This is a genomic window from Winogradskyella haliclonae (assembly GCF_014635865.1).
Taxonomy (GTDB): Bacteria; Bacteroidota; Bacteroidia; order Flavobacteriales; family Flavobacteriaceae; genus Winogradskyella; species Winogradskyella haliclonae.
Genome location: NZ_BMDQ01000001.1, coordinates 910,327 through 935,898 on the forward strand (window position 1 = coordinate 910,327; position 25,572 = coordinate 935,898).

The 25,572-nt window shown below is 33.6% G+C and carries 20 protein-coding genes; 13 read left to right on the forward strand and 7 right to left on the reverse strand.

Translation table 11 applies throughout. The features are described from left to right. Nucleotides 1–5 precede the first annotated feature (5 nt). Nucleotides 6–881, reverse strand: a complete 876-nt coding sequence (gene rimK, locus IEV10_RS04140; protein ID WP_188373428.1) for a 30S ribosomal protein S6--L-glutamate ligase — start codon at nucleotides 879–881, stop codon at nucleotides 6–8. Nucleotides 882–968: 87 nt separating this feature from the next. Between rimK and uvrC the strand changes: the two genes are divergently transcribed. The 10 genes from uvrC (at nucleotide 969) to IEV10_RS04190 (ending at nucleotide 16,729) form a co-directional block, all read left to right on the forward strand. After that, entirely contained in the window at nucleotides 969–2,762 is a 1,794-nt protein-coding gene (gene uvrC / locus IEV10_RS04145; RefSeq protein WP_188373429.1) for an excinuclease ABC subunit UvrC, read from the forward strand. Between the two features lies 1 nt (nucleotide 2,763). Beyond that, on the forward strand, nucleotides 2,764–5,007 hold the full coding sequence (locus IEV10_RS04150) for a patatin-like phospholipase family protein (protein ID WP_229719584.1): 2,244 nt from the start codon (nucleotides 2,764–2,766) through the stop codon (nucleotides 5,005–5,007). 183 nt (nucleotides 5,008–5,190) lie between these two features. Continuing rightward, on the forward strand, nucleotides 5,191–6,348 hold the full coding sequence (locus IEV10_RS04155; RefSeq protein WP_188373430.1) for a homogentisate 1,2-dioxygenase: 1,158 nt from the start codon (nucleotides 5,191–5,193) through the stop codon (nucleotides 6,346–6,348). 45 nt (nucleotides 6,349–6,393) lie between these two features. Beyond that, complete coding sequence (gene hppD / locus IEV10_RS04160) at nucleotides 6,394–7,554, forward strand: 4-hydroxyphenylpyruvate dioxygenase (protein ID WP_188373431.1); 1,161 nt, start codon at nucleotides 6,394–6,396, stop codon at nucleotides 7,552–7,554. Nucleotides 7,555–7,698: 144 nt separating this feature from the next. Beyond that, nucleotides 7,699–8,490, forward strand: coding sequence for a DUF3108 domain-containing protein (locus IEV10_RS04165; RefSeq protein WP_188373432.1), 792 nt, complete (start codon nucleotides 7,699–7,701; stop codon nucleotides 8,488–8,490). A gap of 5 nt (nucleotides 8,491–8,495) precedes the next feature. Beyond that, nucleotides 8,496–9,428: a tryptophan 2,3-dioxygenase family protein gene (locus tag IEV10_RS04170; RefSeq protein WP_188373433.1), complete on the forward strand. Its 933-nt coding sequence runs from the start codon at nucleotides 8,496–8,498 to the stop codon at nucleotides 9,426–9,428. 14 nt (nucleotides 9,429–9,442) lie between these two features. Continuing rightward, on the forward strand, nucleotides 9,443–10,732 hold the full coding sequence (locus IEV10_RS04175) for a M23 family metallopeptidase (protein WP_188373434.1): 1,290 nt from the start codon (nucleotides 9,443–9,445) through the stop codon (nucleotides 10,730–10,732). A gap of 2 nt (nucleotides 10,733–10,734) precedes the next feature. Next, nucleotides 10,735–12,369, forward strand: coding sequence for a glucose-6-phosphate isomerase (pgi, locus tag IEV10_RS04180; RefSeq protein ID WP_188373435.1), 1,635 nt, complete (start codon nucleotides 10,735–10,737; stop codon nucleotides 12,367–12,369). A gap of 163 nt (nucleotides 12,370–12,532) precedes the next feature. Beyond that, nucleotides 12,533–15,079, forward strand: a complete 2,547-nt coding sequence (locus tag IEV10_RS04185; RefSeq protein ID WP_188373436.1) for a TonB-dependent receptor — start codon at nucleotides 12,533–12,535, stop codon at nucleotides 15,077–15,079. 12 nt (nucleotides 15,080–15,091) lie between these two features. Then, nucleotides 15,092–16,729, forward strand: coding sequence for a choice-of-anchor J domain-containing protein (locus tag IEV10_RS04190; RefSeq protein ID WP_188373437.1), 1,638 nt, complete (start codon nucleotides 15,092–15,094; stop codon nucleotides 16,727–16,729). 76 nt (nucleotides 16,730–16,805) lie between these two features. Here IEV10_RS04190 and gldD read toward each other — a convergent pair whose 3' ends face one another. The 4 genes from gldD to mutY all read right to left on the reverse strand — a co-directional run bounded on the left by gldD (nucleotide 16,806) and on the right by mutY (nucleotide 20,327). Further along, a complete protein-coding gene (gldD, locus tag IEV10_RS04195; RefSeq protein ID WP_188373438.1) occupies nucleotides 16,806–17,381 on the reverse strand; it encodes a gliding motility lipoprotein GldD in 576 nt (191 codons plus the stop codon). Between the two features lie 36 nt (nucleotides 17,382–17,417). After that, entirely contained in the window at nucleotides 17,418–18,728 is a 1,311-nt protein-coding gene (locus IEV10_RS04200) for a gliding motility-associated protein GldE (RefSeq protein ID WP_188373439.1), read from the reverse strand. A 24-nt stretch (nucleotides 18,729–18,752) separates the two neighbouring features. Then, complete coding sequence (locus IEV10_RS04205; protein ID WP_188373440.1) at nucleotides 18,753–19,199, reverse strand: single-stranded DNA-binding protein; 447 nt, start codon at nucleotides 19,197–19,199, stop codon at nucleotides 18,753–18,755. 87 nt (nucleotides 19,200–19,286) lie between these two features. Further along, nucleotides 19,287–20,327: an A/G-specific adenine glycosylase gene (gene mutY / locus IEV10_RS04210; protein WP_188373441.1), complete on the reverse strand. Its 1,041-nt coding sequence runs from the start codon at nucleotides 20,325–20,327 to the stop codon at nucleotides 19,287–19,289. Nucleotides 20,328–20,464: 137 nt separating this feature from the next. Between mutY and IEV10_RS04215 the strand changes: the two genes are divergently transcribed. Next, complete coding sequence (locus IEV10_RS04215) at nucleotides 20,465–20,755, forward strand: HU family DNA-binding protein (RefSeq protein WP_087492065.1); 291 nt, start codon at nucleotides 20,465–20,467, stop codon at nucleotides 20,753–20,755. Between the two features lie 305 nt (nucleotides 20,756–21,060). Continuing rightward, nucleotides 21,061–22,605 carry an Rne/Rng family ribonuclease gene (locus IEV10_RS04220; protein ID WP_188373442.1) on the forward strand — a complete coding sequence of 515 codons (1,545 nt, stop codon included), beginning with the start codon at nucleotides 21,061–21,063 and terminating at the stop codon, nucleotides 22,603–22,605. 109 nt (nucleotides 22,606–22,714) lie between these two features. Here the strand turns inward: IEV10_RS04220 and IEV10_RS04225 are convergent, their stop codons facing one another. Next, entirely contained in the window at nucleotides 22,715–22,972 is a 258-nt protein-coding gene (locus tag IEV10_RS04225; RefSeq protein WP_188373443.1) for a hypothetical protein, read from the reverse strand. Nucleotides 22,973–23,145: 173 nt separating this feature from the next. Between IEV10_RS04225 and IEV10_RS04230 the strand changes: the two genes are divergently transcribed. Continuing rightward, nucleotides 23,146–24,558, forward strand: coding sequence for an aldehyde dehydrogenase family protein (locus tag IEV10_RS04230; RefSeq protein WP_188373444.1), 1,413 nt, complete (start codon nucleotides 23,146–23,148; stop codon nucleotides 24,556–24,558). On the opposite strand, the gene IEV10_RS04235 is transcribed toward IEV10_RS04230, so the two are convergent. After that, the gene (locus tag IEV10_RS04235; RefSeq protein WP_188373445.1) at nucleotides 24,555–25,562 is read right to left on the reverse strand and encodes a glycosylasparaginase; all 1,008 of its coding nucleotides are present in this window, start codon (nucleotides 25,560–25,562) and stop codon (nucleotides 24,555–24,557) included. The genes IEV10_RS04230 and IEV10_RS04235 overlap by 4 nt on opposite strands. Nucleotides 25,563–25,572: the final 10 nt, after the last annotated feature.

The window sequence follows — 25,572 nt, forward strand, 5'->3', positions numbered from 1 at the left end:
TTCTTTTATTTTCTATTACGCTCTATAAACGTAATAATTGCTCTAGCTATGTTTTTTTGTGTAGCACCTTCAATACCTTCTAGTCCAGGAGTAGAATTTACTTCCATGATTAAAGGGCCGCGATTAGATTGTAACATATCTACACCACAAACAGGTAATTTTAACGCACGCGATGCTTTTATTGCAAGTTTTAATTCACTTTCAGATAATCTAATATAATCTGCATGGCCACCACGATGTAGATTAGAGCGGAATTCACCATCTTTTCCTTGGCGTTTCATAGCACCAACGACTTGGTTGTCTACAACTAATGCACGTAAATCGGCGCCTTTTGCTTCCTCAATATATTCTTGTACTAAAGCTCTAGCTTGTAAACCGTTAAAAGCTTCTAGCACAGATTCAGCTGCATTTTTTGATTCCGCTAAAACCACACCTAAACCTTGAGTACCTTCTAGAAGTTTAATAATTACAGGAGGCCCACCAACATGATTCAATACTTCTTCAACATCACGAGAATAATTGGTAAATACTGTTTTAGGCATTCCGATTCCGGCCTTAGATAAACGTTGGAAACTACGAAGTTTATCTCTTGACCTTAAAATAGCATCAGACGTCACAGTGGTAAAGACATTCATCATTTCAAACTGCCTTACAACAGCACAGCCAAAAAAGGTAACAGATGCACCTATTCTTGGGATGATAGCATCTACATAATTGAGATAACGGTCCTTGTAATAGATGGTTGGTTTTTCTTGCTCAATAATAATATCGCATTTTAATGGGTCTATAACTTCGATCTCATGACCACGATTTTCGCCCTCTTCAATAAGGCGCCTCGTGGAATATAAGTTTTCATTTCTAGAAAGTATTACGATATTCATTTTCCGATGCTTAAAATGCTAAAGTTAAAAAGTATTTAGAGTTAGTCAAACTTATATAACTCTTAACTTTTATATACCTTTGGATACATGTCCGAAACTACTTTAGATATTCAGATAAAAACCTTACCTCATCAACCAGGTGTCTATCAGTATTTTGATGCTGATGACAATTTAATTTATGTTGGTAAAGCTAAGAGTATAAAAAAGCGTGTAAGCTCTTATTTTACCAAACATCACGATTATGGAAAGACCCGTGTTTTGGTGAAGAAAATAGCTTCGGTAAAGCACATTGTGGTTGAGACAGAGAGTGATGCACTGTTGTTAGAGAATAATCTTATAAAAAAGTATAAACCACGCTATAATGTGTTGCTTAAGGACGACAAATCATACCCTTGGATTTGTATTAAGAAAGAACGTTTTCCTAGAGTGTTTTCTACCCGTCGGGTTATTAGAGATGGGTCAGAATATTTTGGGCCATATACAAGTATGAAAACTGTAAAAACCTTATTAGGTTTAATTAAAGGCTTGTACCAATTAAGAACATGTAATTATCATTTAACTGAACAAAAGGTTGAAACAGGAAAATTTAAAGTTTGTTTAGAATACCATTTAGGAAACTGTAAAGGTGCTTGCGAAGGTCTAGAAACTGAAGTGCAATACCATGGAAACATTTCTGCGATTAGAGAGATTTTAAAAGGAAATTTTAAAGACTCACTTCAGCAATTCAGAAAACAGATGAAGACTTATGCAGAACAGATGCAGTTTGAAGATGCTCAGAAAGTCAAAGAGAAATTAGATATTCTTGAAAATTACCAAGCAAAATCTACAGTTGTTAATCCCAAGATTAGTAATGTAGATGTCTTCTCTATTGTAAGTGATGAAAGTTATGCTTATATCAATTTTTTACAATTGTCTTACGGCTCTATAATTAGGTCGCATACTTTAGAAATTAAAAAGAAACTTCAAGAAACAGATAAAGAATTGCTAGAGATAGCAATTACAGAAATAAGGCAACGTTTTCATTCTAATAGTAAAGAAATCTATGTGCCTTTTAAAGTAGAGTTGGGAGATACTATTAAAATTACGATTCCCAAACTTGGGGATAAGAAAAGTATTTTGGATTTGTCTATACGTAACGCTAAGTATTACCGTATGGATAAAATGAAACAGATTAAAATTACTGATCCAGATCGGCATGTAAATCGTATTATGGCGCAGATGAAGGCCGATTTGCGTTTGTCTGACGAGCCAAGACATATTGAGTGTTTTGATAATTCTAATATTCAAGGAACACATCCAGTAGCTGCTTGTGTGGTTTTTAAAAATGGCAAGCCTAGCAAAAAAGAGTATCGTCATTTCAATATAAAAACGGTTGAAGGTCCAGATGATTTTGCATCTATGGAAGAGGTCGTGCATAGAAGATACAAACGACTCCTAGAAGAAGACCAGCCATTACCACAGCTCATTATTATAGATGGCGGAAAAGGGCAATTGTCTTCGGCATTAAAGAGTTTAGACCTCTTGGGTTTACGAAAAAAAATAGCAATTATCGGCATAGCAAAACGTTTAGAAGAATTATTTTACCCAGATGACCCAATTCCATTATATTTAGATAAAAAAAGCGAAACACTAAAGATTATTCAACAACTCAGAAATGAAGCCCATCGTTTTGGTATTGAGCACCATAGGAATAGGAGAAGTAAAGGCGCACTAAAAACTGAGCTAGAAAATATTCCTGGAGTAGGTGAACAAACAATAGTAGATTTGATGAAAGCGTTTAAGACTGTAAAGCGAATTGCTAATGCTAAGCTAGATGAACTTGAGACTGTTGTAGGTGTGTCAAGAGCCAATAAAGTATATAACTATTATCATAAAGAATAAAGTGAGAATTAAGACTAAACATATTATCGTTTTTGGATTACTTGTCTTAATGTTTTCAGGGCTGCAATTGCAAGCTCAAGATACCGAAAGACCAAAAGTAGGCTTAGTTCTGAGTGGAGGTGGCGCAAAAGGATTTGCACACATTGGAGCCTTAAAAGTTATAGATAGTCTTGGTATCAAAGTAGATTATATTGCTGGTACTAGTATGGGCGCAATAATTGGATCTTTATACTCATCAGGATATACAGGGAAGCAGTTAGACTCACTATTCAAAACTATAGATTTTGATATGTTGATTAACGATAAGTTTTCTAGAAAATCTAAATCCTTAGCCGAAAGAAATAATTCTGAACGTTATGCGGTTAGTCTTCCTTTTCAGAAGTTTAAAATTTCCTTGCCTTCAGGTTTATCTAGAGGACAAAATGTATATAATTTATTATATAAAATGATGCTGCCTGTAAATGACGTCTCTAATTTTGAAGATTTACCAATTCCTTTTTTTTGTATTGCAACTAATATTGAAACTGGAGAACCCGTAGTTTTGGATTCAGGTAATTTGGCTGAGGTTGTTGCTGCCAGTGGTGCTTTTCCTTCCTTGTTTCAGCCCGTTATAATTGATGATAACATATACATAGATGGTGGTGTTACTAATAACTATCCTATTAAAGAGTTAAGAGAAAAAGGTATGGATATTATTATTGGTGTGGATGTGCAAGATGGTTTAAAAGATAGAGAAGCCTTAGATTCTGCTCCAGATATTTTACTTCAAATAAATAATTTTAGAACGATTAATGATATGAAAGTAAAGCGAAAGCTTACCGACATTTATATAAAACCAGATATCACTAATTTTTCGGTTATTTCATTTAATGAAGGTAGAGATATTGTTAAAAATGGAGAAGTTGCTGCAAAAGAACAATTAGAAGCTCTTAAGAAATTAAAAGAAGCCCAAAAAGATTTTACAGTAAAAAAACACCTTAGCGTTACAGATAGCATTAAGATTAGGAGTATAAATGTGACTGGGAATAAACGTTATACACGTTCTTATGTTTTAGGAAAATTAAAACTTAAGGGAGGCGATGATATTAGTTATGAAGAATTAAATAAAGGTGTAAATAACTTAGTTGCAACTAACAATTTTGATGCATTTAGATACAAATTATTACCTACAGATTTAGAAGGCGTCTATGATTTAGATGCAAAAATTAAAGAATCGGAAACAAGTACATTTATTAAATTAGGTGTGCACTATGACGGTCTATATAAAAGCGCAGCTTTGATAAATATATCTCAAAAGCGCTTGTTGTCTAAGAATGATATAGCTGCTTTAGATATTGTTCTTGGAGATAATATTAGGTATGACTTTGATTATTTTATAGATAAAGGGTTTTATGTCAGTATAGGTCTAAAATCTAGGTATAATCAGTTTGATAGACGCGTGAATGCAAATTTACTATTGCAACCAGACGACCCACTTTTAGTTAACCTAAACAAAGTAGATGTTGAGCTACAAGACCAAACCAATCAGTTGTATTTTCAAACCCTATTAGCAAAAGAGTTTGCTATAAATTCAGGTATTGAACATAAACGACTTAAAATCACAACCGAGAACTTAAATAATAACAATACAGGAGAAGATTTTACATTCGAGAATACGGATTATTTTAGCGTATTTGGAAATCTAAAAATTGACAATTACGATAACCGTTATTTTCCTAATAATGGCTTTTGGTTTGATGGCAATTTACATTGGTATTTGGCAGCTAGTGGTTTCAATAATGATTTCGAACCCTTTTCTATTGCAAAAGCTGAAATAGGTTATGCCTTTAGCCCATTAGATAAGCTATCTATTAATCTTAAAACTTCTGGAGGGTTTCAGTTAGGAGACCGTTCAACAAACTTCTTAAACTTTGCTTTTGGTGGTTATGGCGAAAACTTTATTAATAATATAGATTCTTTTTATGGGTATGACTATTTATCAATAGTAGGAAATAGCTTTGTAAAAGCTGATATTAATCTAGATTACGAATTGTTTAAAAAACATTATATCATTTTATCAGGTAATTTTGCCAACATAGAAGATAACATTTTTGATGATGACGAATGGATATCTGTACCAGATTATACAGGTTATGCTTTAGGTTATTCTATTGAAACATTTTTAGGGCCTATTGAGGCAAAGTACACGATTTCACCAGAATTAAAAGAGAGCTACTGGTTTTTTAATGTTGGTTTTTGGTTTTAGGGTTTCACATATTTTCCGATATTTGTACTATTATGACCCTATTCTGGAAAGACTTAAAACTTCATCTTCATTTCCTTATTAAAAGGAACCCAGAATAAGCATGCATTTTTTGTAACTTTAGAGACAGGTATTGTAAGTGTTACTTTATATGCCTAAACAATATAACATCTAAACAATTCAAAAATGCCATTTTATCATAAACTCGGAGAAATCCCTCCTAAACGACATACCCAATTTAAAAAACCAGATGGTAGTTTTTACTACGAGCAACTATTTGGAACTATAGGTTTTGATGGTATGTCAACAAATAGCTACCATGAACAGCGTCCAACTCAAGTCAAAGAAATTAAAGGAAACTATAGTGTAGCGCCAAAAATTGCTAAGGCAAATAATATGCAGTCTTATCGCTTGCATGGTTTTAAAGTGAAACCAGAAAACGATTATCTACAAAGCCGAAAAATAGTATTATCTAATAGTGATTGTAATATTATTTTATCAGCACCAAAATCTTCAACTAAAGATTATTTTTATAAGAACACTGATGCAGATGAGTTAATTTTTATTCATAAAGGAACAGGTAAATTAAGAACACATCTGGGGAATTTAGATTTCAAGTATGGAGATTATCTGTTAGTACCTCGAGGCATCATATACAAACTAGATTTTGACACTGAAGACAACCGTCTATTTATTGTAGAATCTTATCGTCCTATTTATACCCCTAAACGTTATCGTAATTGGTTTGGTCAACTATTAGAGCATTCGCCATTTTGTGAGCGCGATTTAAGACAACCTCAAGAATTAGAAACCTATAATGAGTCGGGAGATTTTTTAATTAAAGTAAAAAAGCAAGACGAAATTTTTGATATGATCTATGCTTCACATCCTTTTGATGTAGTAGGTTATGATGGTTATAATTATCCATATGCGTTTTCGATTCATGATTTTGAGCCTATAACAGGTCGTGTGCATCAACCACCTCCGGTACATCAAACTTTTGAAACTGATGCATTTGTCGTTTGCAGCTTTGTGCCAAGATTGTATGATTATCACCCTTTAGCAGTGCCTGCACCATACAATCATAGCAATATAGATAGTGATGAGGTATTGTATTATGTTGATGGAGATTTTATGAGCCGCAATGATATTGACAAAGGTCATATTTCTCTGCATCCAGCGGGCATACCTCATGGGCCACATCCAGGAGCTATGGAGCGTAGTATAGGTAAAGTAAAAACAGATGAACTGGCCGTGATGGTAGACACATTTAAACCTTTAAAAGTTACAGAAGAAGCTTTAAAAATAGCCGATGAAGATTACTATAAATCTTGGTTAGAATAAAAACAACAGTCAAAAAAATTGATTAAATATTTTAAAAATTAAATCATGGCAAAAGAAGTAAAATCAGTCGATTATGGACTAGAGAAAATATTTGAAGGTGCACAAGATTTTTTACCACTTTTAGGAACAGATTATGTAGAGTTCTATGTAGGTAATGCAAAACAATCCGCACATTTTTATAAAACAGCATTTGGTTTTCAATCCTATGCATACAAAGGTTTAGAAACAGGGTCAAAAGATGAGGTGAGTTATGTGTTAAAACAAGATAAAATAAGAATTGTCTTAACGACGCCTCTTAATAGTAAATCCCCAGTAAATGACCATATCGTAAAGCATGGTGATGGCGTGAAAGTTGTAGCATTATGGGTGGATGATGCTAAAAAGTCTTACGAAGAAACCACTAAGCGTGGTGCAAAATCGTTTATGGAACCAAGAGTTGAGTCAGATGATTTTGGAGAGGTAGTGAGAGCTGGTATATATACTTATGGAGAAACTGTACATATGTTTGTAGAGCGTAAAAATTATAAAGGTGCGTTTTTACCAGGTTTTGCGGAGTGGAAAAGTGATTATAATCCAGAACCTGTTGGCTTAAAATACATAGATCACATGGTTGGTAATGTAGGTTGGGGGCAAATGAACAAATGGGTAAAATGGTACGAAGATGTTATGGGTTTTGTTAACTTTTTATCTTTTGACGACAAGCAAATTCATACAGAATATTCAGCCTTAATGAGCAAGGTAATGAGTAATGGCAATGGGCGAATTAAGTTTCCAATAAATGAACCAGCCAAAGCAGCAAAAAAATCACAAATAGAAGAATATTTAGATTTTTATGAAGATTCAGGTGTACAGCATATTGCTGTAGCAACAGATGATATCATAAAAACGGTTGCTCAATTAAGAGCACGAGGTGTTGAATTTTTACCACCACCACCGCAATCCTATTACGATATGATTCCGGAACGATTAGGTGTGCATATGGATATGATGAAAGAAGATATTGCTGAGCTACAGCGATTATCTATTTTGGTAGATGCAGATGAAGAAGGTTATTTACTGCAAATTTTTACAAAACCAGTTGAGGACAGACCAACCTTATTTTTTGAAATTATTCAACGCATGGGAGCACAAGGCTTTGGAGCAGGAAACTTTAAGGCTTTGTTTGAGTCTATTGAACGCGAACAAGCCAAACGCGGAACATTATAATATACAATGTTGTATTTACGTTAAAACACCGTCAACTATTGACGGTGTTTTTTACTTTTAATACTTTTGGAATAGTAATTGTAATTGTTATACTATTACTAATAAAATGTAGATATAAAAGTTACATTTGCATTATAGATTTTTATGAAAAAGTGTTTACTGTTTTTTATTACCATAGTTAGCTTACAACTTGTAGTAGCTCAGCAAGAATCAGCCTTTAAAAGCGGAGAGTGGTTCAAGTTTCGTATGAGTTATAGTGGATGGCTTAAAGCTGGTGAAGCTACATTAAATATTAAAGAAAAAAGTCTAGACGGAAAGCCGGTTTATCATGTTGTAGGCAAAGGAAAAACAACAGGTGCTATAAATTGGTTTTTTAAAGTAAGAGATCGTTACGAAAGTTATTTCGATACAAAAACGGGATTGCCATATAAGTTTATCAGAAAAATTGACGAAGGCGGCCACAAAAAAGATGTTGAGATTGCTTTTGATCATAAAAACAAAAAGGCCAAAGTCAATAACAAAAAATATAAAACAGTAAAATCTGTCGATATTGATACAAATGTTCAAGATTTAGTTTCTGCATTTTATTACCTCAGGAATAACTATAATACGGAGAGTATTAAAAAAGGAGATGTTGTAAAGCTGAGTATGTTTTTTGATGAAGAGAACTATCCATTTAAACTTAAATTCTTGGGTCGTGAAACAATAAAAGTCAAATTAAATGGTAGTAGAGTGAAAGTTAAAACACTTAAATTTAGACCATATGTAATGGCTGGACGTGTATTTAAAGAAGAAGAAAGCTTGACCTTATGGGTAAGTGCAGATAAAAATAAAATACCTTTAAAGATAAAAGCAGATTTAGCTGTAGGCTCTTTACGTGCAGACTTAGAAAAGTATAAAGGACTTAAACATTCTTTTGAAGTCCAATTTGATTAAAACATATGTCAAACCAACCAGACTATTCACATATTATAAAAGCACTTCAAGAAAAGTATAATGGTATAGACCAAGATACAGACGACCATCTTCTAGGTCTTTTATATAGTAAGCCTATAACGTATTGGGATTATATTCAAACAGATGCGTTGTTAGGATTACAAACTCAGCGAACGACCTTGCCTGATGAGATGGTTTTTATTGCCTATCATCAAATCAATGAACTTATTTTTAAGATGATTCTTTGGGAAATATCTCAAGTTGCTGGAAAAGAAAATCTAAAAGCAGATTTTTTTGAAAGTAAAATCATGCGAGTTTCTAGATATTTTGATATGCTTACCACATCTTTTAATATTATGAGAGAAGGTATGGAAGTAGAGCAGTACATGAAATTTAGATATACATTAACACCAGCAAGTGGTTTCCAAAGTGCTCAGTATCGTTTTATAGAATTTGCTTCTACAGAATTAATTAATCTTATAGACTATAGATTCAGAAAAAATATTGATAGAAATACGCCATATACACATGCTTTTGAACACTTGTATTGGCAAGCAGCAGGGAAAGATCATAAGACAGGAAAAAAATCTACATTATTAGTAAATTTTGAAAAACGTTATAAGGACGAATTTTTAAGGTTTATGGAAACCTACAATACTAAAAACTTGTGGACACGCTTTAAAGAGCTACCAAAAGAAGACCAAGAAGACCAAGATTTAGTGAAAGCTATGCGACATTACGATTATACAGTAAATGTAACATGGGTAATGGCACATTATAATGCAGCAAAACATTATATAGAAAGTGGTATTGGTGATGGTGAAGCTACTGGCGGTAGTGATTGGAAGAAATACATGCATCCAAAATACCAACGCCGTATTTTCTTTCCAGATTTGTGGAGTGAAGAAGAATTAAAAAATTGGGGAACAAATATATAAACCAAGAACGATTAATGCATTTTAAAAGATTAGTTTGGATAGCAGTAATATCTGCAATTTTTTGGACATGTAAAGAGGATAAGCCAGAAGAAATAACCGAAGAGTTAGTAGTTGTAAAGGTTAAAGAAAATCTTGAATTTGGCTTCAATCTGGATGACTTTATTGTTAAAAGAGACACCATTAAAAGCGGTGACAGTTTTGGAGAAATCTTAGAGCGAAACAATATAGGTTATCCAAAAATCTTTCAAATTGCTGAAAAAGCTAAAGATTCATTTGACATTAGAAAGCTACAAGTGGGTAAACCATATACTTTGCTTTGTGCAAAAGACAGTTTAGAGACCCCAAAAAGTTTTATTTATCAACCAAATAAAATTGAATATGTGGTTATAGATTTCCAAGATTCTATTCAGACTTATATGGGTAGAAAACCAATAAAATATGTTGAGCGGGAAGCATCAGGTGTTATACCTCAAGGTAGTGGAATTTCGATGGTTTTAGACAAAAAAGGGTTGAGTCAATTGTTAGCTAATAAAATGGCTAATGACATTTATGCATGGACCATTGATTTTAATAGACTTCAACCAGGCGATCGATTCAAAGTTATTTACACAGATAAATATATAGATGACACTATTTATGCTGGCGTGGATCATGTTAAGGCGGCTTATTTTGAGCATAATAAAAAACCAATTTATGCTTTTGAGTTTGAGACCGATAGTGTAAAAGGAATAGTTGACTACTTTACTGAAGACGCAAAAAATCTTAGACGCGCTTTTTTAAAGTCTCCATTACGATTTGGTAGAGTATCGTCAAGATATAATCTAAAGCGTCGTATAAGATACTATGGCTATAAGATACGACCTCACAAAGGTACTGATTTTGCAGCACCAGTCGGAACGCCAATTTTAGCTACAGCCAATGGAACAGTAACAGAGTCTACAAGACGAGGCGGTAATGGTAAATATGTGAAAATTAGGCATAATGCAACTTATGAGACCCAGTATTTACATATGAAAGCGCAAAAAGTAAAGAAGGGTGAATTTGTAAAACAAGGAGATGTTATCGGTTGGATAGGAATGACTGGTAATACAGGAGGGCCACATGTTTGTTATCGTTTTTGGAAAAACGGAAGACAAGTCGATCCATTTAAACAAAAATTACCAGAAGCAAAACCCATTTCGGATAGTTTAAAAGCAAGATTTTTAGAATACATCGTTCCAATAAAGCAACAATTAGATAACATTATTTTGGTTGAAGATTCACTTCCTCCAGAAACTGAAGAGACACTTTCAGAGATACAATAATTATGGCATTACAATCAACCAATCCAACTACGACCAAAGCTTGGTCAGATTTACAATCGCATTTTTCTGAATTAAAAGATGTTCATCTTAAAGAATTATTTAAGAATAATTCAAAACGAGCAGAAGAATTGACTGTGATTTGGGATGATTTTTATGTTGATTTTTCTAAGAATAGAATTACTAAAAAAACCATTTCGTTACTAACGGATTTGGCAAAAGAGTTGCATCTTAAAGATGCTATTTCAAAATATTTCGATGGCGACATCATTAATAAAACTGAAGGTAGAGCTGTTCTTCATACCGCACTTAGAGCTCCTGAAAGTGCTGAAGTATTTGTTGGTGGAGAAAATGTTATTCCTGGAGTTTTTGCTGTAAAAGAAAAAATTAAAGATTTCACAAATAGTATAACTAGTGGTATCCATAGAGGTTTTACTGGGAAACAAATTACAGATGTAGTAAATATTGGTATTGGCGGGTCTGACTTAGGGCCAGCAATGGTGGTAGACTCGCTTAAGTTTTATAAAAACCATCTTAGTACTTATTTTGTAAGTAATGTTGATGGTGATCACTATCAAGAAATAGTGAAAAATCTAAATCCAGAAACGACACTTTTTGTAATTGTGTCTAAAACATTTACAACACAAGAAACATTGTCTAATGCTAACTCAATTAGAGATTGGTTTTTACAAACATTACCAAAAGAGGCAATAGCTAATCATTTTGTAGCGGTATCTACAAATATTGAAAGTGTAAAGGCTTTTGGTATAGATGAAGCAAATATTTTCCCAATGAAAGATTGGGTTGGTGGACGTTTTTCATTATGGAGCGCTGTTGGCTTGTCAATAAGCCTTGCTTTAGGATATGATAATTTTGAAAATCTTCTAAGTGGAGCTCATAAAATGGATGAGCATTTCAGAACATCAGATTTTAAAGAAAACATTCCAGTCATTGGGGCATTATTAACAGTTTGGTATAATAATTTTTTTGAAGCTGAGAGCGAAGCAATTATTCCATATACACAATACCTTAATCAGTTTGCAACATATTTGCAGCAAGGTATTATGGAAAGTAATGGAAAGAGGGTGGATAGAGATGGTAAGCCAGTTAATTATCAGACAGGAACACTAATTTGGGGAGAGCCAGGAACTAACTCCCAACATGCTTTTTTTCAGTTAATTCATCAAGGCACAAAATTAATTCCAACAGATTTTATTGGTTATGTAAAATCGCTTCACGGCAATAAAGACCATCACAATAAACTCATGTCTAATTATTTTGCACAGACCGAAGCTTTAATGAATGGTAAAACAGAAGATGAAGTTTTAGAGGAATTAGGGAACGCTTCTGAAGAACAGAAACAAATGCTTTTGCCTTTCAAAATTTTCGAAGGCAATAAGCCAACGACATCAATTTTAATTCAAAAACTAACCCCAGAAAGTTTAGGAAAACTTATAGCGATGTATGAGCATAAAATCTTTGTGCAAGGTATTATTTGGAATATCTTTAGCTATGACCAATTTGGTGTTGAGTTAGGTAAAAAGTTGGCAAAAACTATTTTGGAAGACTTAAATTCTTCAGTTATTCACAATCCTCATGACACCTCTACTCAGAGTCTTATTGAGTTTTTTAAGAAATGATTAACGTTTTGTTGAAAAATATTCAAGATTCTTAAATTTTTAAGTGTTTTGCACCCTTCCTTTTAATTAATTTTAACTGTTAAAATTCTTAACATTTAGTTAATGTTTTAACTCTCATTAGTCGTATTTTTGCGGCGTAAAAACAAAATCAACTTTATACACAATGAAAAAAATTTCACAATTTGTACTAGTTTTTGTAGTGATGTTATTCACTTCAGTTACTTTTTCTCAAAGTACAATTACTGGTAAAATTTTAGGTTCGGATTTTAATGGGCCATTACCAGGAGTTAACATTCTTGAAAAAGGAACAACTAATGGTACTTCAACAAACTTTGACGGAAACTTTTCAATTACTACAAAAGAAGCTTCTGGGGAATTAGTAATCTCTTACGTAGGTTATGTTTCACAAACTATAGCTTTTAATGCTAGTAAGGATTTAGGAACAATTACTTTAATGGTTAGCGATGTAGGTTTAGACGAAGTAATGATTATTGCTTCTGTAGCAGTTGACAGAAAAACACCTGTTGCTGTTTCTACAGTAAAAGCAGATCAAATCGAACTAAAATTAGGAACTCAAGAATTTCCTGAAGTTTTAAAATCTACACCTGGTGTATATGCTACCAAACAAGGCGGTGGATATGGAGACGGTCGAATAAACTTAAGAGGGTTTAACTCTGAGAATGTTGCTGTGATGATTAACGGTGTTCCTGTAAACGACATGGAAAATGGTCGTGTTTTCTGGAGTAACTGGGCAGGTTTAGGTGATGTAACAAGTTCTATGCAGGTACAAAGAGGTCTTGGTGCGGCTAAAGTTGCAGTGCCTTCTGTAGGTGGAACAATAAACATTATTTCTAAAACTACAGATGTTGAGGCTGGTGGAAATTTCTATACAACTTTAGGTAACGATGGATTCAAGAAATTTGGGGTGACTTATTCAACAGGTTTAATGGATAATGGTTTTGCTGCTACGGTTTCTGCAGCTAAAACAGATGGTGATGGTTTCGTTGATGGTACTGAGTTTAATGCAGTATCTTACTTCATCAACATATCTAAGCAAATAAACGAGAATCATAAATTAGCATTTACCGCTTTCGGTGCTAAGCAACGTCATGGTCAGAGACAAAACAGACATTCTATAGAAACATTCAGAAAGTCTGAAAGGGATATAAAATTTAATTCAGATTGGGGTTACAGAAATGGGCAAATTACTTTTCAGGAAGATAACTTCTACCACAAACCACAAATCTCTTTAAACCACTATTGGAACATAAATGATAAATCTAAATTATCTACTGCTGCTTACGTGTCGTTTGGTACTGGTGGAGGTGGAGGTTTCCGCGGTGTAAACAAATTTGGTTTTGACCCTTCTACAGGAATTGGAGAATACAGAGATGGTTTATATGGCCCAATTGATTTTGATAGAATTGCACAAGAAAACGAAGATTTAGGTGTAAATGGTTCTGAAACTATTTTAAGAGCATCACGAAATGACCATAAATGGTATGGTGTTTTATCTACTTACCAAACAGACTTAACAGATGAGTTAGTTCTTTTAGGAGGTCTTGATTTTAGATATTACAAAGGAATCCACTTCCAAGAAGTTACAGATTTATTAGGTGGTCAATACTACCTTGATGATAATGATGTTAACAATCCAAACAGACAAACTAGAGTTGGTGATAAAGTTAACTATGATAATGATGGTATTGTAAACTGGATTGGTGGATTTACACAATTAGAATATTCTAAAGATAAATTAGCAGCTTTCGTTTCGTTAGCAGCTTCAAATACTGGTTATAAGCGTGTTGACCGTTTTAACTATTTAGATTCAGATCCACTACAGACTACAGGTACTTCTAACTTTTTTGGTTATGGTGTAAAAGGAGGTGCTAACTATAATTTAGACGATAACCATAATGTATTTGCTAACTTAGGATATTTTGAAAAAGCACCTTTCTTTAGAGCTGTATATCCTGAATTCGATAATGAAAATATAAATGATGATGCTCCTAATCAAAAGATCACAAGTTTTGAGTTAGGTTATGGTTACAGAAGTGATAAGTTAAGTGCTAATGTCAATGTATATCATACAAGATGGAATGATAGAACAGAGTTTGCGTCTTTCCAAACGCAAAGTAATGAGTTGGCTTTCGTTAATATTTTAGGAGTAGATGCTATCCATAAAGGAATTGAAATAGATTTCGTTTACAGACCATGGGATAACCTAAGAATAACTGGTATGGCATCTATCGGAGATTGGAGATGGGGGAACAATGTTGAAAATGTTGAAATTAGAGACGAAGAACAAAATCTTATAGACACCGTAGATATCATAATTGAGGATTTAAGAGTAGGTGATGCTGCTCAAACAACTTTTGCATTAGGAGCTAATTATGATATTGGACCTGATACAATCTTAACTGTTGATTACAATTACTTTGCGGATTTGTATTCAGATTTCGACCCAAGTGATAGAGGTACAGTTGGACCACAAGCATGGAAAGTACCTGCATACGGAATTTTTGATACTGCTATGCGTCACAACTTTAAGTTTGGTAACTTTGATGCTACATTAACAGGTAGAATTAATAATATATTCAATACAGAGTATATTGCTGATTCTCAAGATGGTGACGGAACTGCACAAGGTGCAAGAGTATTTTACGGCTTTGGACGTACATTTAGTGTAGGTGCTAAAATTAATTTTTAAAAAAAAAGAGAAATGAAAAAAATAGTTTATTTATTCGCTTTAGTGGCTATAGCTTTTACAAGCTGTAACCCATTAGAAGATATTAATGAAGAGATTGATGCGATTCCTGCAGCACCAAATGTTGGTACTTTTGAGTACACACTTGTAACAGAAGATTATGATGCGCTTATGGTAGATGGAGCGTTTCAATCTGTAGACGAAGCAAAAGCTTTATTGCCAGATTTTCTAGCAGATTTATATCCTTTATATGGACAAGGTTCTTCAGTATTGGTGAACTATAACTTGTTTTTTAGTGGTATAGATGGTGTATCAGATTTTACTGATTCTGATACATATCAACTAACAAATGCAGATTATGCGTCTACCGGAAGTGATGCTTTTGGTTTTTATCCTAATATTGATGCAACAGATGAGATTCCTGCAGTCCTAGACGCTCAAATTATGAGTCCAGTAGATGGACAGTTCTTATTGGTCGAGTACGATCAGTATTTTGAAACGCCTACTGTAGGTATTGCTGATTTATATAGAGCTGAATTCCCTGGAGATTTTGGAAATTTCGAAGTAGTTTCTATTTCTGGACCAGCAGATTTAGGTTGGAATGCAACAGATTCAAATGTTACTGGTTCTGCCTTCAATGGATCTTCAAATGCAATGGAAGAGTGGATGGTTTCTCCTTTAATTGATTTAACAGGTCAGACAGGTGTCCTTTTCGAGATTACTCAAGAGATTGATTTCTTTGGTGCAGATCCTACTTCAATAGACATCATGGTGTCTACTACATATACTCCAGGTGGAGGTATTGATGCTATGGATTGGACTGCTTTAAGTTTTGATAAAAACGCATATAGTTCATTAACAACTTCTCCTGATTTAGATTTTTCTGCATACGATGGTGAGGAAGTTTATGTTGCGTTTAGATATACAGCTACGGATTCTAATTCTGCGCGTTGGAGAGTTCAGTCTTTTGCTACAAAAGCAATTGGAGTGTCTGGAGATACTAATGGAAAAGGAGAGTACTTTGTATTCGACGGAGGTTCTTGGGAAGAAGCAGAAGGTGTTTACTATTTAAGTGATGCGGATTACGATTCTATGGGCGAAGAGTCAGGACAACCAGGTCGTTTTAACAACTTTAGTGATTCGGTTTTACCAGAAAATTATGTACCACAATTCTTAGGATTAACGTATCCATTTGCTCAAGAAGGTGATCAATTATTTGTAATCTACAAATACTTCTCAGGAGGTGTTTCTAGAAGAGGAGATTTCTATACATTTACTAACGGAGAGTGGTTACCATTTCAAGCATCTTTACAATTTGGATTTAATGATGGTGTTTGGGTACCAGACAACACGATTAGATACGAACTGGTAACGTCAGATTACGAATTAGTGGTTTCTGAACTTACAGGTGTTATGGGCTTTGGAGATGCTGTAGATAACTTAGATAGTTTTGGCAACTTTAAAAGAACAGGAAGCAGTGATAGCTGGACAGATGAAATGATGTTAACTGCTGTAGGTGTAATTTTAGATAATTTAAATCCAAGTGCAGAAGAAGGACAAAAGTATGTCGTAATTGCTGAAACTTGGGCACCAGGTAATGCAATAGAAGAGTTTGCAGTTATAAAAACTGGAGGTGAATGGGTTTATCAATAGATAAACGAATTACCTAATAAACTAAAAAAAGCTCATCATTTAAGATGGGCTTTTTTTATTAATAATATTTTTAGATTTAATTCTTCCACTCCAAACTTTCCATAACACGTTTTATATCGTTTCTAAGATATATTGCAGCTGGATATATAGAATCGTAATTAGGTTTTGCATAAAAGTAAAGAGAGCCGCTTAAAAAGTGATTTGTACTGTCTGTAGCATAAAATTGTGATTGAGAAGCGGCATTGCCACCAACTTCATAAAACATACCATAAACATTCTTTTTTGGGTATTCAAAAAACTCACTTTGTATTTCATCAGCTTTTTGAGTATGTTTCTGAGTCAAGTTTTGAGCGTCTCTTAATAAGCTCTTCAAATTGGTATCAGTAACTTTTTTATAAGTGAGGTATATGGTGCCTTTCAATTTAGGGTATTCAAGATCTACACTATATGAAGTACCCTTATTTTCAGTTTTTATCTTAGAAATAGCTTTTGATAGTGTGTTTTTTTCAAAAGAAAAAGGTACTGGGATGTCTATACGGTTATATATTGGTGTAGGATAATCTAATCTTAAAAAAGCCCTAGGTTTAGGTAGTGGGTCATTGCCACAACCAACTAAAAAAAAGACGAAAAGAGGAATTATGATTTTTTTCATTGTTAAAACCTAAATGAATAAGGATATCTATTAGAATTATGCGTCTAAAATAGTAAGCTTTATTTGTTTTATGCGCTTTTTCTCAATTGCTTCTGTAGTAAAAACGTAATTTTCAAAATTTATTTTACTATTAATACGAGGAAATCCTCCTGATATCTCTAAAATAAAACCAGCAATAGTTTCAGCTTCTCCTTTTTTGTCTTCAAAAAGAGAGGTGTCTTCAAGTTCTAAAATTTTGTAAATATCTTTCAGCTGAGTTTTACCATCGAAGCAGTAATTTTTATCATCTATTTTTGTATAGTTAAGGTCGTCTACATCATACTCGTCACTAATGTCTCCTACAATTTCTTCAATAATATCTTCTAATGAAACGACTCCAGATGTACCACCATATTCATCTACTACAACCGCTAAATGCACTTTTTTGGTTTGAAACTCTTGCATTAAATCATCAAGCTTTTTGTTTTCAGGCACAAAAAAAGGTTCTCTTAAAATACTAGTCCAATCAAAAGACGTCTTGTTAAGGTGAGGTAATAAATCTTTAACATACAAAATACCAATGACCTTATCAATGCTTTCTTCATATACAGGAATACGAGAATAGCCATTAACAATTATTTCTGGAATAATGGTATTAAAATCAGCTTCGATATTAACCGCAAAAATGTCCATGCGAGGGCGCATAACCTGTTTTGTGTCAGTATTACCAAAAGAAACTATGCTTTGTAGAATTTGCTGTTCTTCCTTAGTTGTGTCATTATCATCAGTTAACTCTAAAGCCTGTGAAAGTTGATCTACACTAATATTAGATTTTTGCTTACCTAACTTGTTTTGTATTTGGATAGTTATAAAACGCAAAGGCATACTTACAGGAGAAAATATAATATCTAGAATCTTCAGAGGTCTGGCCATAGCTACAGAAAATTTAATACTATTTCTGCTGGCGTATATTTTTGGGATGATTTCTCCGAATAAGAGAATTAAAAATGTTGCAGAAACAACTTCTAGTAAAAATCTTAGGATTGAGCTTTCAATTGAAGAAAAGAGAAATTCACCTATGTAAGCAAACAAAATAACAATGGCAATATTTATAAAGTTATTAGCAACTAATATGGTAGCTAAAAGTTTTTTTGGCTTTTCTAGAAGTGATGTAATAATGCTAATACTTTTTGTGTGTTCGGCACTAGCAGTGTCTATATCAGATTTTGTTAAAGAAAATAAAGCAACTTCAACTCCAGAGATTAATGCAGAACAAAATAATAATACAGCGAGAGCTATAAAACTTACTAAGAAAGAGGTGTTTATAGTAATTAAGGTGATTAGAAAACTACTGGGTTCAGGGTCCAAAGCAAAAGGATTTTTTAAAAAAAATTAAAATGGTAAATCATCATTATCATCAGTTAACGAAACATCACTAGCTGATTTCGCAGGTTCAGATGTATGTGCGGAGTTCTGTGGTGTAGCATTTTGTTGCTGTTCGTTCTTATTGGTTAAAAACGTAAAATCATTACACTGAATTTCTGTAGAGTAGCGTTCCATACCTTTGTCATCAGTCCATTTACGGGTTTTAATACGACCTTCTATGTAGACCTTGTCTCCTTTACTTAAATACTTTTCACAAATTTCAGCGGCTTTGTTACGTACAACAATATTATGCCATTCTGTATTAGAAACACGCTCATTTGTTTGCTTGTTGGTATACGTTTCATTGGTAGCCAAAGGAAAACGACCCACACAATTTTTGTCATCAAAATAATGCATCTTTACTTCATCTCCTAAGTGTCCAATTAGCATGACTTTATTTAGTGTTCCAGACATAATCTATGTTTAAGTTTAAAAAGGAGTGCAAAATTACACTTTTTCTATTCTGTACTTAAAAATACTAAAAATAAGTATAGAGATTTTTTAAAATTTAAATTTGGATAAAAACTCGTTAATTAAAGCTGGAACAGGATAGTCTTTGATAGAATTAGGCGATATTCCTTTTCTAGGTAAGCTATTCACTTCAATAATCCAGAATTTGGTATACAAGTGTTGATGAGATAATTTATGTACGATATCTGTCTCATTAAACAGATTAAATTCAAAATTCAAATGTTTCAGAAATTCATTTTCTGAAGCTAATAATTTAAATTCTGAAATGGTAATACTTTTCTCAGTTTCAATAAGTGGAAATTGATAAAGGTTCTGCCAAATCCCTTTTTGAATACGTTTCTCAATAATGGTATTTCTATCACTGTCAATAATGACGAGATAATTAAAATACCGCTTTTTAACTTTTAGCTTTTTTAGCTTAACAGGTAATTCTGAAATCTTATTTTTTTGAAACGCCACGCAACCAGATTGAAGCGGACAAAGAATGCAATAAGGATTTTTTGGTTTACATTGTTGTGCACCAAATTCCATTATGGCCTGATTAAAAAGTGCAGGTTGTTTTTGGTCAATTAACTCGGTTGCTAATGCTTTAAATTCTTTAATACCTTTTGTAGTGTTTATAGGTGTATCGATACCATAAAAGCGAGACAATACTCTGTAAACATTACCGTCTACAACAGCTGCAACTTCCCCAAAAGCAATGGATGCAATGGCACTAGCTGTGTAATCGCCAATGCCTTTTAGTTTTATAATTTCTTTGTATGTGTTAGGAAATATACCGTCTAATTCCTTAACGATATATTTAGCAGTATAATGCAAGTTTCTGGCTCTAGAGTAGTAACCTAAACCTTGCCATAATTTTAAAACGTTTTGTTCTTCACTTTCTGCAAGATCAAAAACTGTAGGAAATGCTTTTACAAAAGATTCATAATAGGGTAAGCCTTGTTTAACTTGTGTCTGTTGTAAAATGATTTCAGAAAGCCATATGTAATATGGCTTTATAGTGTGTCTCCAAGGTAAATCTCTTTTATTATCTGAATACCAGTTGATTACGTTTTTTGAAAAATTCATTTATTTAAAGTGTAGAACATTGCAAACATAAAACTATATCCGCTTAAATTTTAATGAATTACGTTTGAAATATTGAATTTAAATTACATATATTTGCTACCCCTTAAAATAATAGTAACACAAATAAATTAAACAAAATGACAAAAGCAGATTTAGTAGCTAAAATTTCTGATAAATTAGGAATAGAAAAAGGTGATGTACAGGCTACAGTTGAATCTTTTATGGACGAGGTAAAAACATCTTTAGAGAGTGGAGATAATGTTTATTTAAGAGGTTTTGGAAGTTTTATAATCAAAACTAGAGCAGAAAAAACAGGACGTAATATCTCTAAGAATACAACTATAAAAATACCAGCTCACAACATACCAGCATTTAAGCCAGCTAAAATCTTTTTAGAAGGTGTAAAAGCAAAAGTAGAAGTGAACTAAACATACTAAGTAAAATATTAATTTAAAAACGAATTATTTATGCCAAGTGGTAAAAAAAGAAAAAGACACAAGGTAGCGACGCATAAGCGTAAGAAACGTAGACGCGCTAATCGTCACAAGAAAAAATAAATCGGAAAAGTAGTTAGACAACTACTTTTTTCGGTTTTAAGAAAACGTTCTTTGATATAAAATCTACGGCTGTATTTAATAGATTGCACCATAGATTTGCTGGATAATACATCCTGTGTCAAAAAATTAAGTAAAATCCATCTGTCTCAATTAAGAGATGGATATAAATTAACATTATGAACAAGGAATTAATCGTAAGATCGAGTTCAGATATTGTTGATTTTGCCTTATTAAAAGATGGAAAACTTATTGAATTGCACAAAGATGAAGAGGATAACAACTTTGCAGTTGGTGATATTTTTATTGCCAAAATACGTAAAGTCGTTCCTGGACTTAATGCTGCGTTTGTAAACGTAGGTTATGAGAAAGATGCATTTTTGCATTATCATGATTTGGGTCCGCAATTACCTTCTCTTTTAAAATTCATTAAACGTGTAAGCACAGGGAAATTAAGAGATTACACACTCAAAAACTTTCCTTTTGAAAAAGACTTAGACAAAAATGGCAAAATTGCAGAAGCTATTAAGTCTAACCAATCACTATTAGTACAAGTAGTAAAAGAGCCAATTTCTACCAAAGGACCGCGCATTAGTTCAGAATTATCTATTGCTGGTCGTTATATTGTTTTAGTCCCTTTTTCTAATCGTATTTCTGTTTCTCAGAAAATAGAATCGCAAGAAGAAAAAGACCGACTTAAACGTTTGGTAAAAAGTATAACACCTAAAGGATTTGGCGTCATTATACGTACCGTTGCCGAAGGTAAAAAAGTGGCAGAAATAGATAGTGATTTACAAAACTTGCTGAACCGATGGACAGCAATGTGTAAAAAATTATACAAAGCACATCACCCGACGAAAGTATTAGGAGAAATGAACAAAGCATCCTCAATTTTGAGAGATATTTTTAACGATTCGTTCTCAGGTATTCATGTTAATGATGAGATTTTGTATGGACAAGTAAAAGATTATGTGCAACAAATTGCACCAAAAAAGGAAAACATTGTAAAACACTATAAGAATGGGATGCCAATTTTCGAAAAATTTGGTATCGAGCGTCAAATAAAAACATCATTTGGACGTACCGTTAGCATGGCAAAAGGTGCTTATTTGGTGATAGAACATACCGAAGCCCTTCATGTTGTAGATGTTAACAGTGGTAATCGCTCTAATAAAGAGAAAAACCAAGAAGACACTGCTTTAGAGGTTAATTTAATATCTGCGTCCGAGGTCGCCAGACAATTACGTTTACGTGATATGGGCGGCATTATTGTTGTCGATTTTATAGACATGGGCAAAGCAGAAAACCGCAAAGCACTCTACAATCATCTTCGTGACGAAATGAAAGATGATAAAGCAAAACACAAAATATTACCGCCGAGTAAGTTTGGATTAGTGCAAATCACCAGACAACGCGTTAGGCCAGAGCGTAATATAAAAACTAAAGAAGTCAATCCTAATAGCATTGGTGGCGATGAAATCGAAGCGCCAATTAAAGTTGTTGAACGCATGAGTCAAGACTTAGAAAGGATTTACAAAAAAGACTATAAAAAGGTATCATTACATGCACATCCTTTTATAGCGGCCTTTTTAACCAAAGGGTTTCCATCAGTACGTTCAAAGTGGTTTTTTGAACACAAAAAATGGGTAAAGATTTTACCTAGAGATGCTTACACTTATCTTGAATATCATTTTTTCGATAAAAATGGTAACAAAATCAAATAATATCTATTAGTAAAAAGCCCTTCCAGATTTGGAAGGGCTTTTTTGTATTTAAAAAATCCTTTCATCTTACGACAAAAGGATTTTATGATTTAAAACTAAATTATTGCGTCTAGCACAACTTTTTTCTACGCACTTTGTCTTTAAGACTCTTGCGGTAAGCTTTAATACTTATAATATCGTTACTTTTCTTGTAATTAACTTTAAGGTGCTTGGCATTACGAGACGCTCTTGCTTTTCTAGGAGCAACCTCTTCAACCTTTTTTAAAACTACTAATTCTGTTGCATCAGCAGATACAGGCTTTTCAGTCTGTGCAAACCCTACCAGTGGTAGTGTTAAGAATGCTAATATTAGAATTAAGTTTTTCATTTGTTTTATTGTTCTTATTTTTAACAACAAGGCAAATTAACGACACAAAAGAGTATACCTTACAATTTTTTAGACCAATCCAGTATACTTTTAGACAAACGGAATGCATTTGTTGAAAACATCGACGAAATGCACAATTTCGTTATGTAGCCCTTTAAAATCAATACGATATAATGATAGAAAAGACCGGTAATCCATACTATAATTTATTTCAAAAGCAAAAAAGCAATCAATTTAATGTAGCTAATAGCGCTTATAATCAGCGTATTACAAAATTAAATGCACTTCAACGAGCTATAGAAGTGACCTTTAGAGACGAGATTAAAGAAGCGTTGAAAAAAGATTTAGCAAAACCAGAGCTTGAGTCAGAGATGACAGAGATTTATCAAATTGTAGGAGAGATTAAGCATGCAAAAACTTATTTGCACCAGTGGATGCGTAACAAAAAGGTAAGGACACCATTATCTATGTTGGGTTCTAAATCGTACATAAAGTACGAAGCAAAAGGTGTATGCTTAATTATATCGCCTTGGAATTTCCCTTTCAACCTTACCTTTGGACCTTTAGTGTCTGCTATAGCTGCCGGAAATACAGCTATTGTTAAACCATCGGAAATGACGCCTCATTCTTCTGCGTTGATGAAGAAAATTGTAACTACTGTTTTTCATGAAGATGAAGTGGCTTTGGTTGAAGGCGAAGTGCAAACCTCTACAGATTTATTAAAACTGCCTTTTAACCATATCTTTTTTACGGGTTCGCCAATGGTAGGTAAGATAATAATGAAAGCCGCTGCAGAGCATTTAGCATCTGTAACTCTTGAGTTAGGCGGAAAATCGCCAACACTAGTTGACAAAACAGCCAACTTAAAAACTGCTGCTAAAAAGATCATGTGGGGCAAGTTTATGAACTGTGGTCAGATATGCGTTTCGCCAGATTATGCAATAGTAGATGAACAAATCAAAGATAAATTTATAAATGAATGTAAAGCATGGCTAAAAACGTTTTATGGCGATAATGTTGAAACTTCAGACTCGTATGGACGAATAGTAACCCCTAAGCATTATAAACGTCTTATGGCGCATTTAGAGGATGCAAAATCAAACAGCGCTACCATCTATTCTAGTTCTGAAGCAGATGAAGCTTCAAAATATATTTCGCCAACTTTAGTTTCAGACTTAAAAGAGGATGCGACACTTTTACAAGACGAAATATTTGGGCCAATTCTACCAATTGTAACATACAAAACTCTTGAAGAGGCTATTGCTTATATTAATGATAAGGAACGTCCACTAGCATTGTATGCCTACAGTAAAAGTAAGAAAAACATAAGGGCAATTTTAAATAATACACGAGCAGGAGGCACATGTATTAATAATAACGTGATTCATTATGCTAACCATAATTTACCGTTTGGCGGCATTAATAATAGTGGCATAGGAAAATCTCACGGGTATTATGGTTTTAAAGCTTTTAGTAATGAACGTGCTGTTGTGGAGCAACAAACTTACGGTATTGCAGAGTTATTATTTCCACCGTATACTAATTACAAAGAAAAGTTAGCCAGATTTACAGTAAAGTGGTTTTAGACTTTATTATAAAAGTCTGACTGTATCTGTTTATTCTCACCATCTTGAAACTTAGTCATACTAAAATATTGATGGATAGAGTAACAGCCAGTTTCACCTTTTTTATTCACAGCAATGTAACCTACCTGAAAATCTTTATAATCTTTTCCCGGTTTATTGACTATACGTCCAATGGCTTCTTCGCAGGCTTCTTGAGGAGATCTGCCTTGACGCATGAGTTCAACAATCAAAAAACTACCAATAGTTTTAACAACTTCCTCACCAAGTCCAGTAGCAGTAGCACCGCCAACCTCATTATCAATAAATAACCCAGAGCCTATAATTGGAGAATCGCCTACACGTCCATTCATTTTATAAGCCAAACCACTTGTGGTACAAGCACCAGAGACATTCCCGTTTTTATCCACGGCTAGCATGCCGATAGTGTCATGATTTTCAATATTGATAATGGGCTTGTATTTGGCTTCCACTTTCCATTTTTTCCAAGCTTCTTTAGAAGCTTCAGTGAGTAAATCTTCAGCTTCAAAACCACTTTCAAGGGCAAATTGTTTGGCGCCTTCTCCAGCAAGCATTACATGAGGTGTGTCTTCCATTACTTTTCTGGCTACAGATACAGCATGTTTAATATCTTTTAAATAGACTACTGCACCACAATTACCATTTTGATCCATGATACAGGCATCTAGAGTGACATTGCCCTCACGGTCAGGTAAACCACCTTTGCCAACGGATTGGCCTTTTTCGTTAGCTTCTTCTACTTTACAACCAAGCTCTACTGAATCTAACGAAGAACCACCCGATTGCAAAACATCCATAGCTTTAGCTGTTGCTTCTTCTACATGCCAAGTTGCTACCACAACTGGTAGTACAGCTTTAGACTCAGCGTTTTCTTTAACAGGAATTTTTTGGCCTTCAACCTTATTATCACAAGATGTTATTGCAGAACCTACGGCTAACCCAACTCCAGTTAATGAAGCATTTTTTAAAAATTTTCTACGTTTCATGTATTCCGTT

Bases quoted from the DNA above. Each gene is read 5' to 3' on its own strand.
- IEV10_RS04170 (WP_188373433.1), top strand. From the start codon at position 8,496: ATGTCAAACCAACCAGACTATTCACATATTATAAAAGCACTTCAAGAA.
- IEV10_RS04220 (WP_188373442.1), top strand. From the start codon at position 21,061: ATGAACAAGGAATTAATCGTAAGATCGAGTTCAGATATTGTTGATTTT.
- rimK (WP_188373428.1), bottom strand. From the start codon at position 881: ATGAATATCGTAATACTTTCTAGAAATGAAAACTTATATTCCACGAGG.
- IEV10_RS04205 (WP_188373440.1), bottom strand. From the start codon at position 19,199: ATGTCTGGAACACTAAATAAAGTCATGCTAATTGGACACTTAGGAGAT.
- mutY (WP_188373441.1), bottom strand. From the start codon at position 20,327: ATGAATTTTTCAAAAAACGTAATCAACTGGTATTCAGATAATAAAAGA.
- hppD (WP_188373431.1), top strand. From the start codon at position 6,394: ATGGCAAAAGAAGTAAAATCAGTCGATTATGGACTAGAGAAAATATTT.
- IEV10_RS04175 (WP_188373434.1), top strand. From the start codon at position 9,443: ATGCATTTTAAAAGATTAGTTTGGATAGCAGTAATATCTGCAATTTTT.
- uvrC (WP_188373429.1), top strand. From the start codon at position 969: ATGTCCGAAACTACTTTAGATATTCAGATAAAAACCTTACCTCATCAA.
- IEV10_RS04230 (WP_188373444.1), top strand. From the start codon at position 23,146: ATGATAGAAAAGACCGGTAATCCATACTATAATTTATTTCAAAAGCAA.
- pgi (WP_188373435.1), top strand. From the start codon at position 10,735: ATGGCATTACAATCAACCAATCCAACTACGACCAAAGCTTGGTCAGAT.
- IEV10_RS04225 (WP_188373443.1), bottom strand. From the start codon at position 22,972: ATGAAAAACTTAATTCTAATATTAGCATTCTTAACACTACCACTGGTA.
- gldD (WP_188373438.1), bottom strand. From the start codon at position 17,381: ATGAAAAAAATCATAATTCCTCTTTTCGTCTTTTTTTTAGTTGGTTGT.
- IEV10_RS04190 (WP_188373437.1), top strand. From the start codon at position 15,092: ATGAAAAAAATAGTTTATTTATTCGCTTTAGTGGCTATAGCTTTTACA.
- IEV10_RS04155 (WP_188373430.1), top strand. From the start codon at position 5,191: ATGCCATTTTATCATAAACTCGGAGAAATCCCTCCTAAACGACATACC.
- IEV10_RS04165 (WP_188373432.1), top strand. From the start codon at position 7,699: ATGAAAAAGTGTTTACTGTTTTTTATTACCATAGTTAGCTTACAACTT.
- IEV10_RS04235 (WP_188373445.1), bottom strand. From the start codon at position 25,562: ATGAAACGTAGAAAATTTTTAAAAAATGCTTCATTAACTGGAGTTGGG.
- IEV10_RS04185 (WP_188373436.1), top strand. From the start codon at position 12,533: ATGAAAAAAATTTCACAATTTGTACTAGTTTTTGTAGTGATGTTATTC.
- IEV10_RS04215 (WP_087492065.1), top strand. From the start codon at position 20,465: ATGACAAAAGCAGATTTAGTAGCTAAAATTTCTGATAAATTAGGAATA.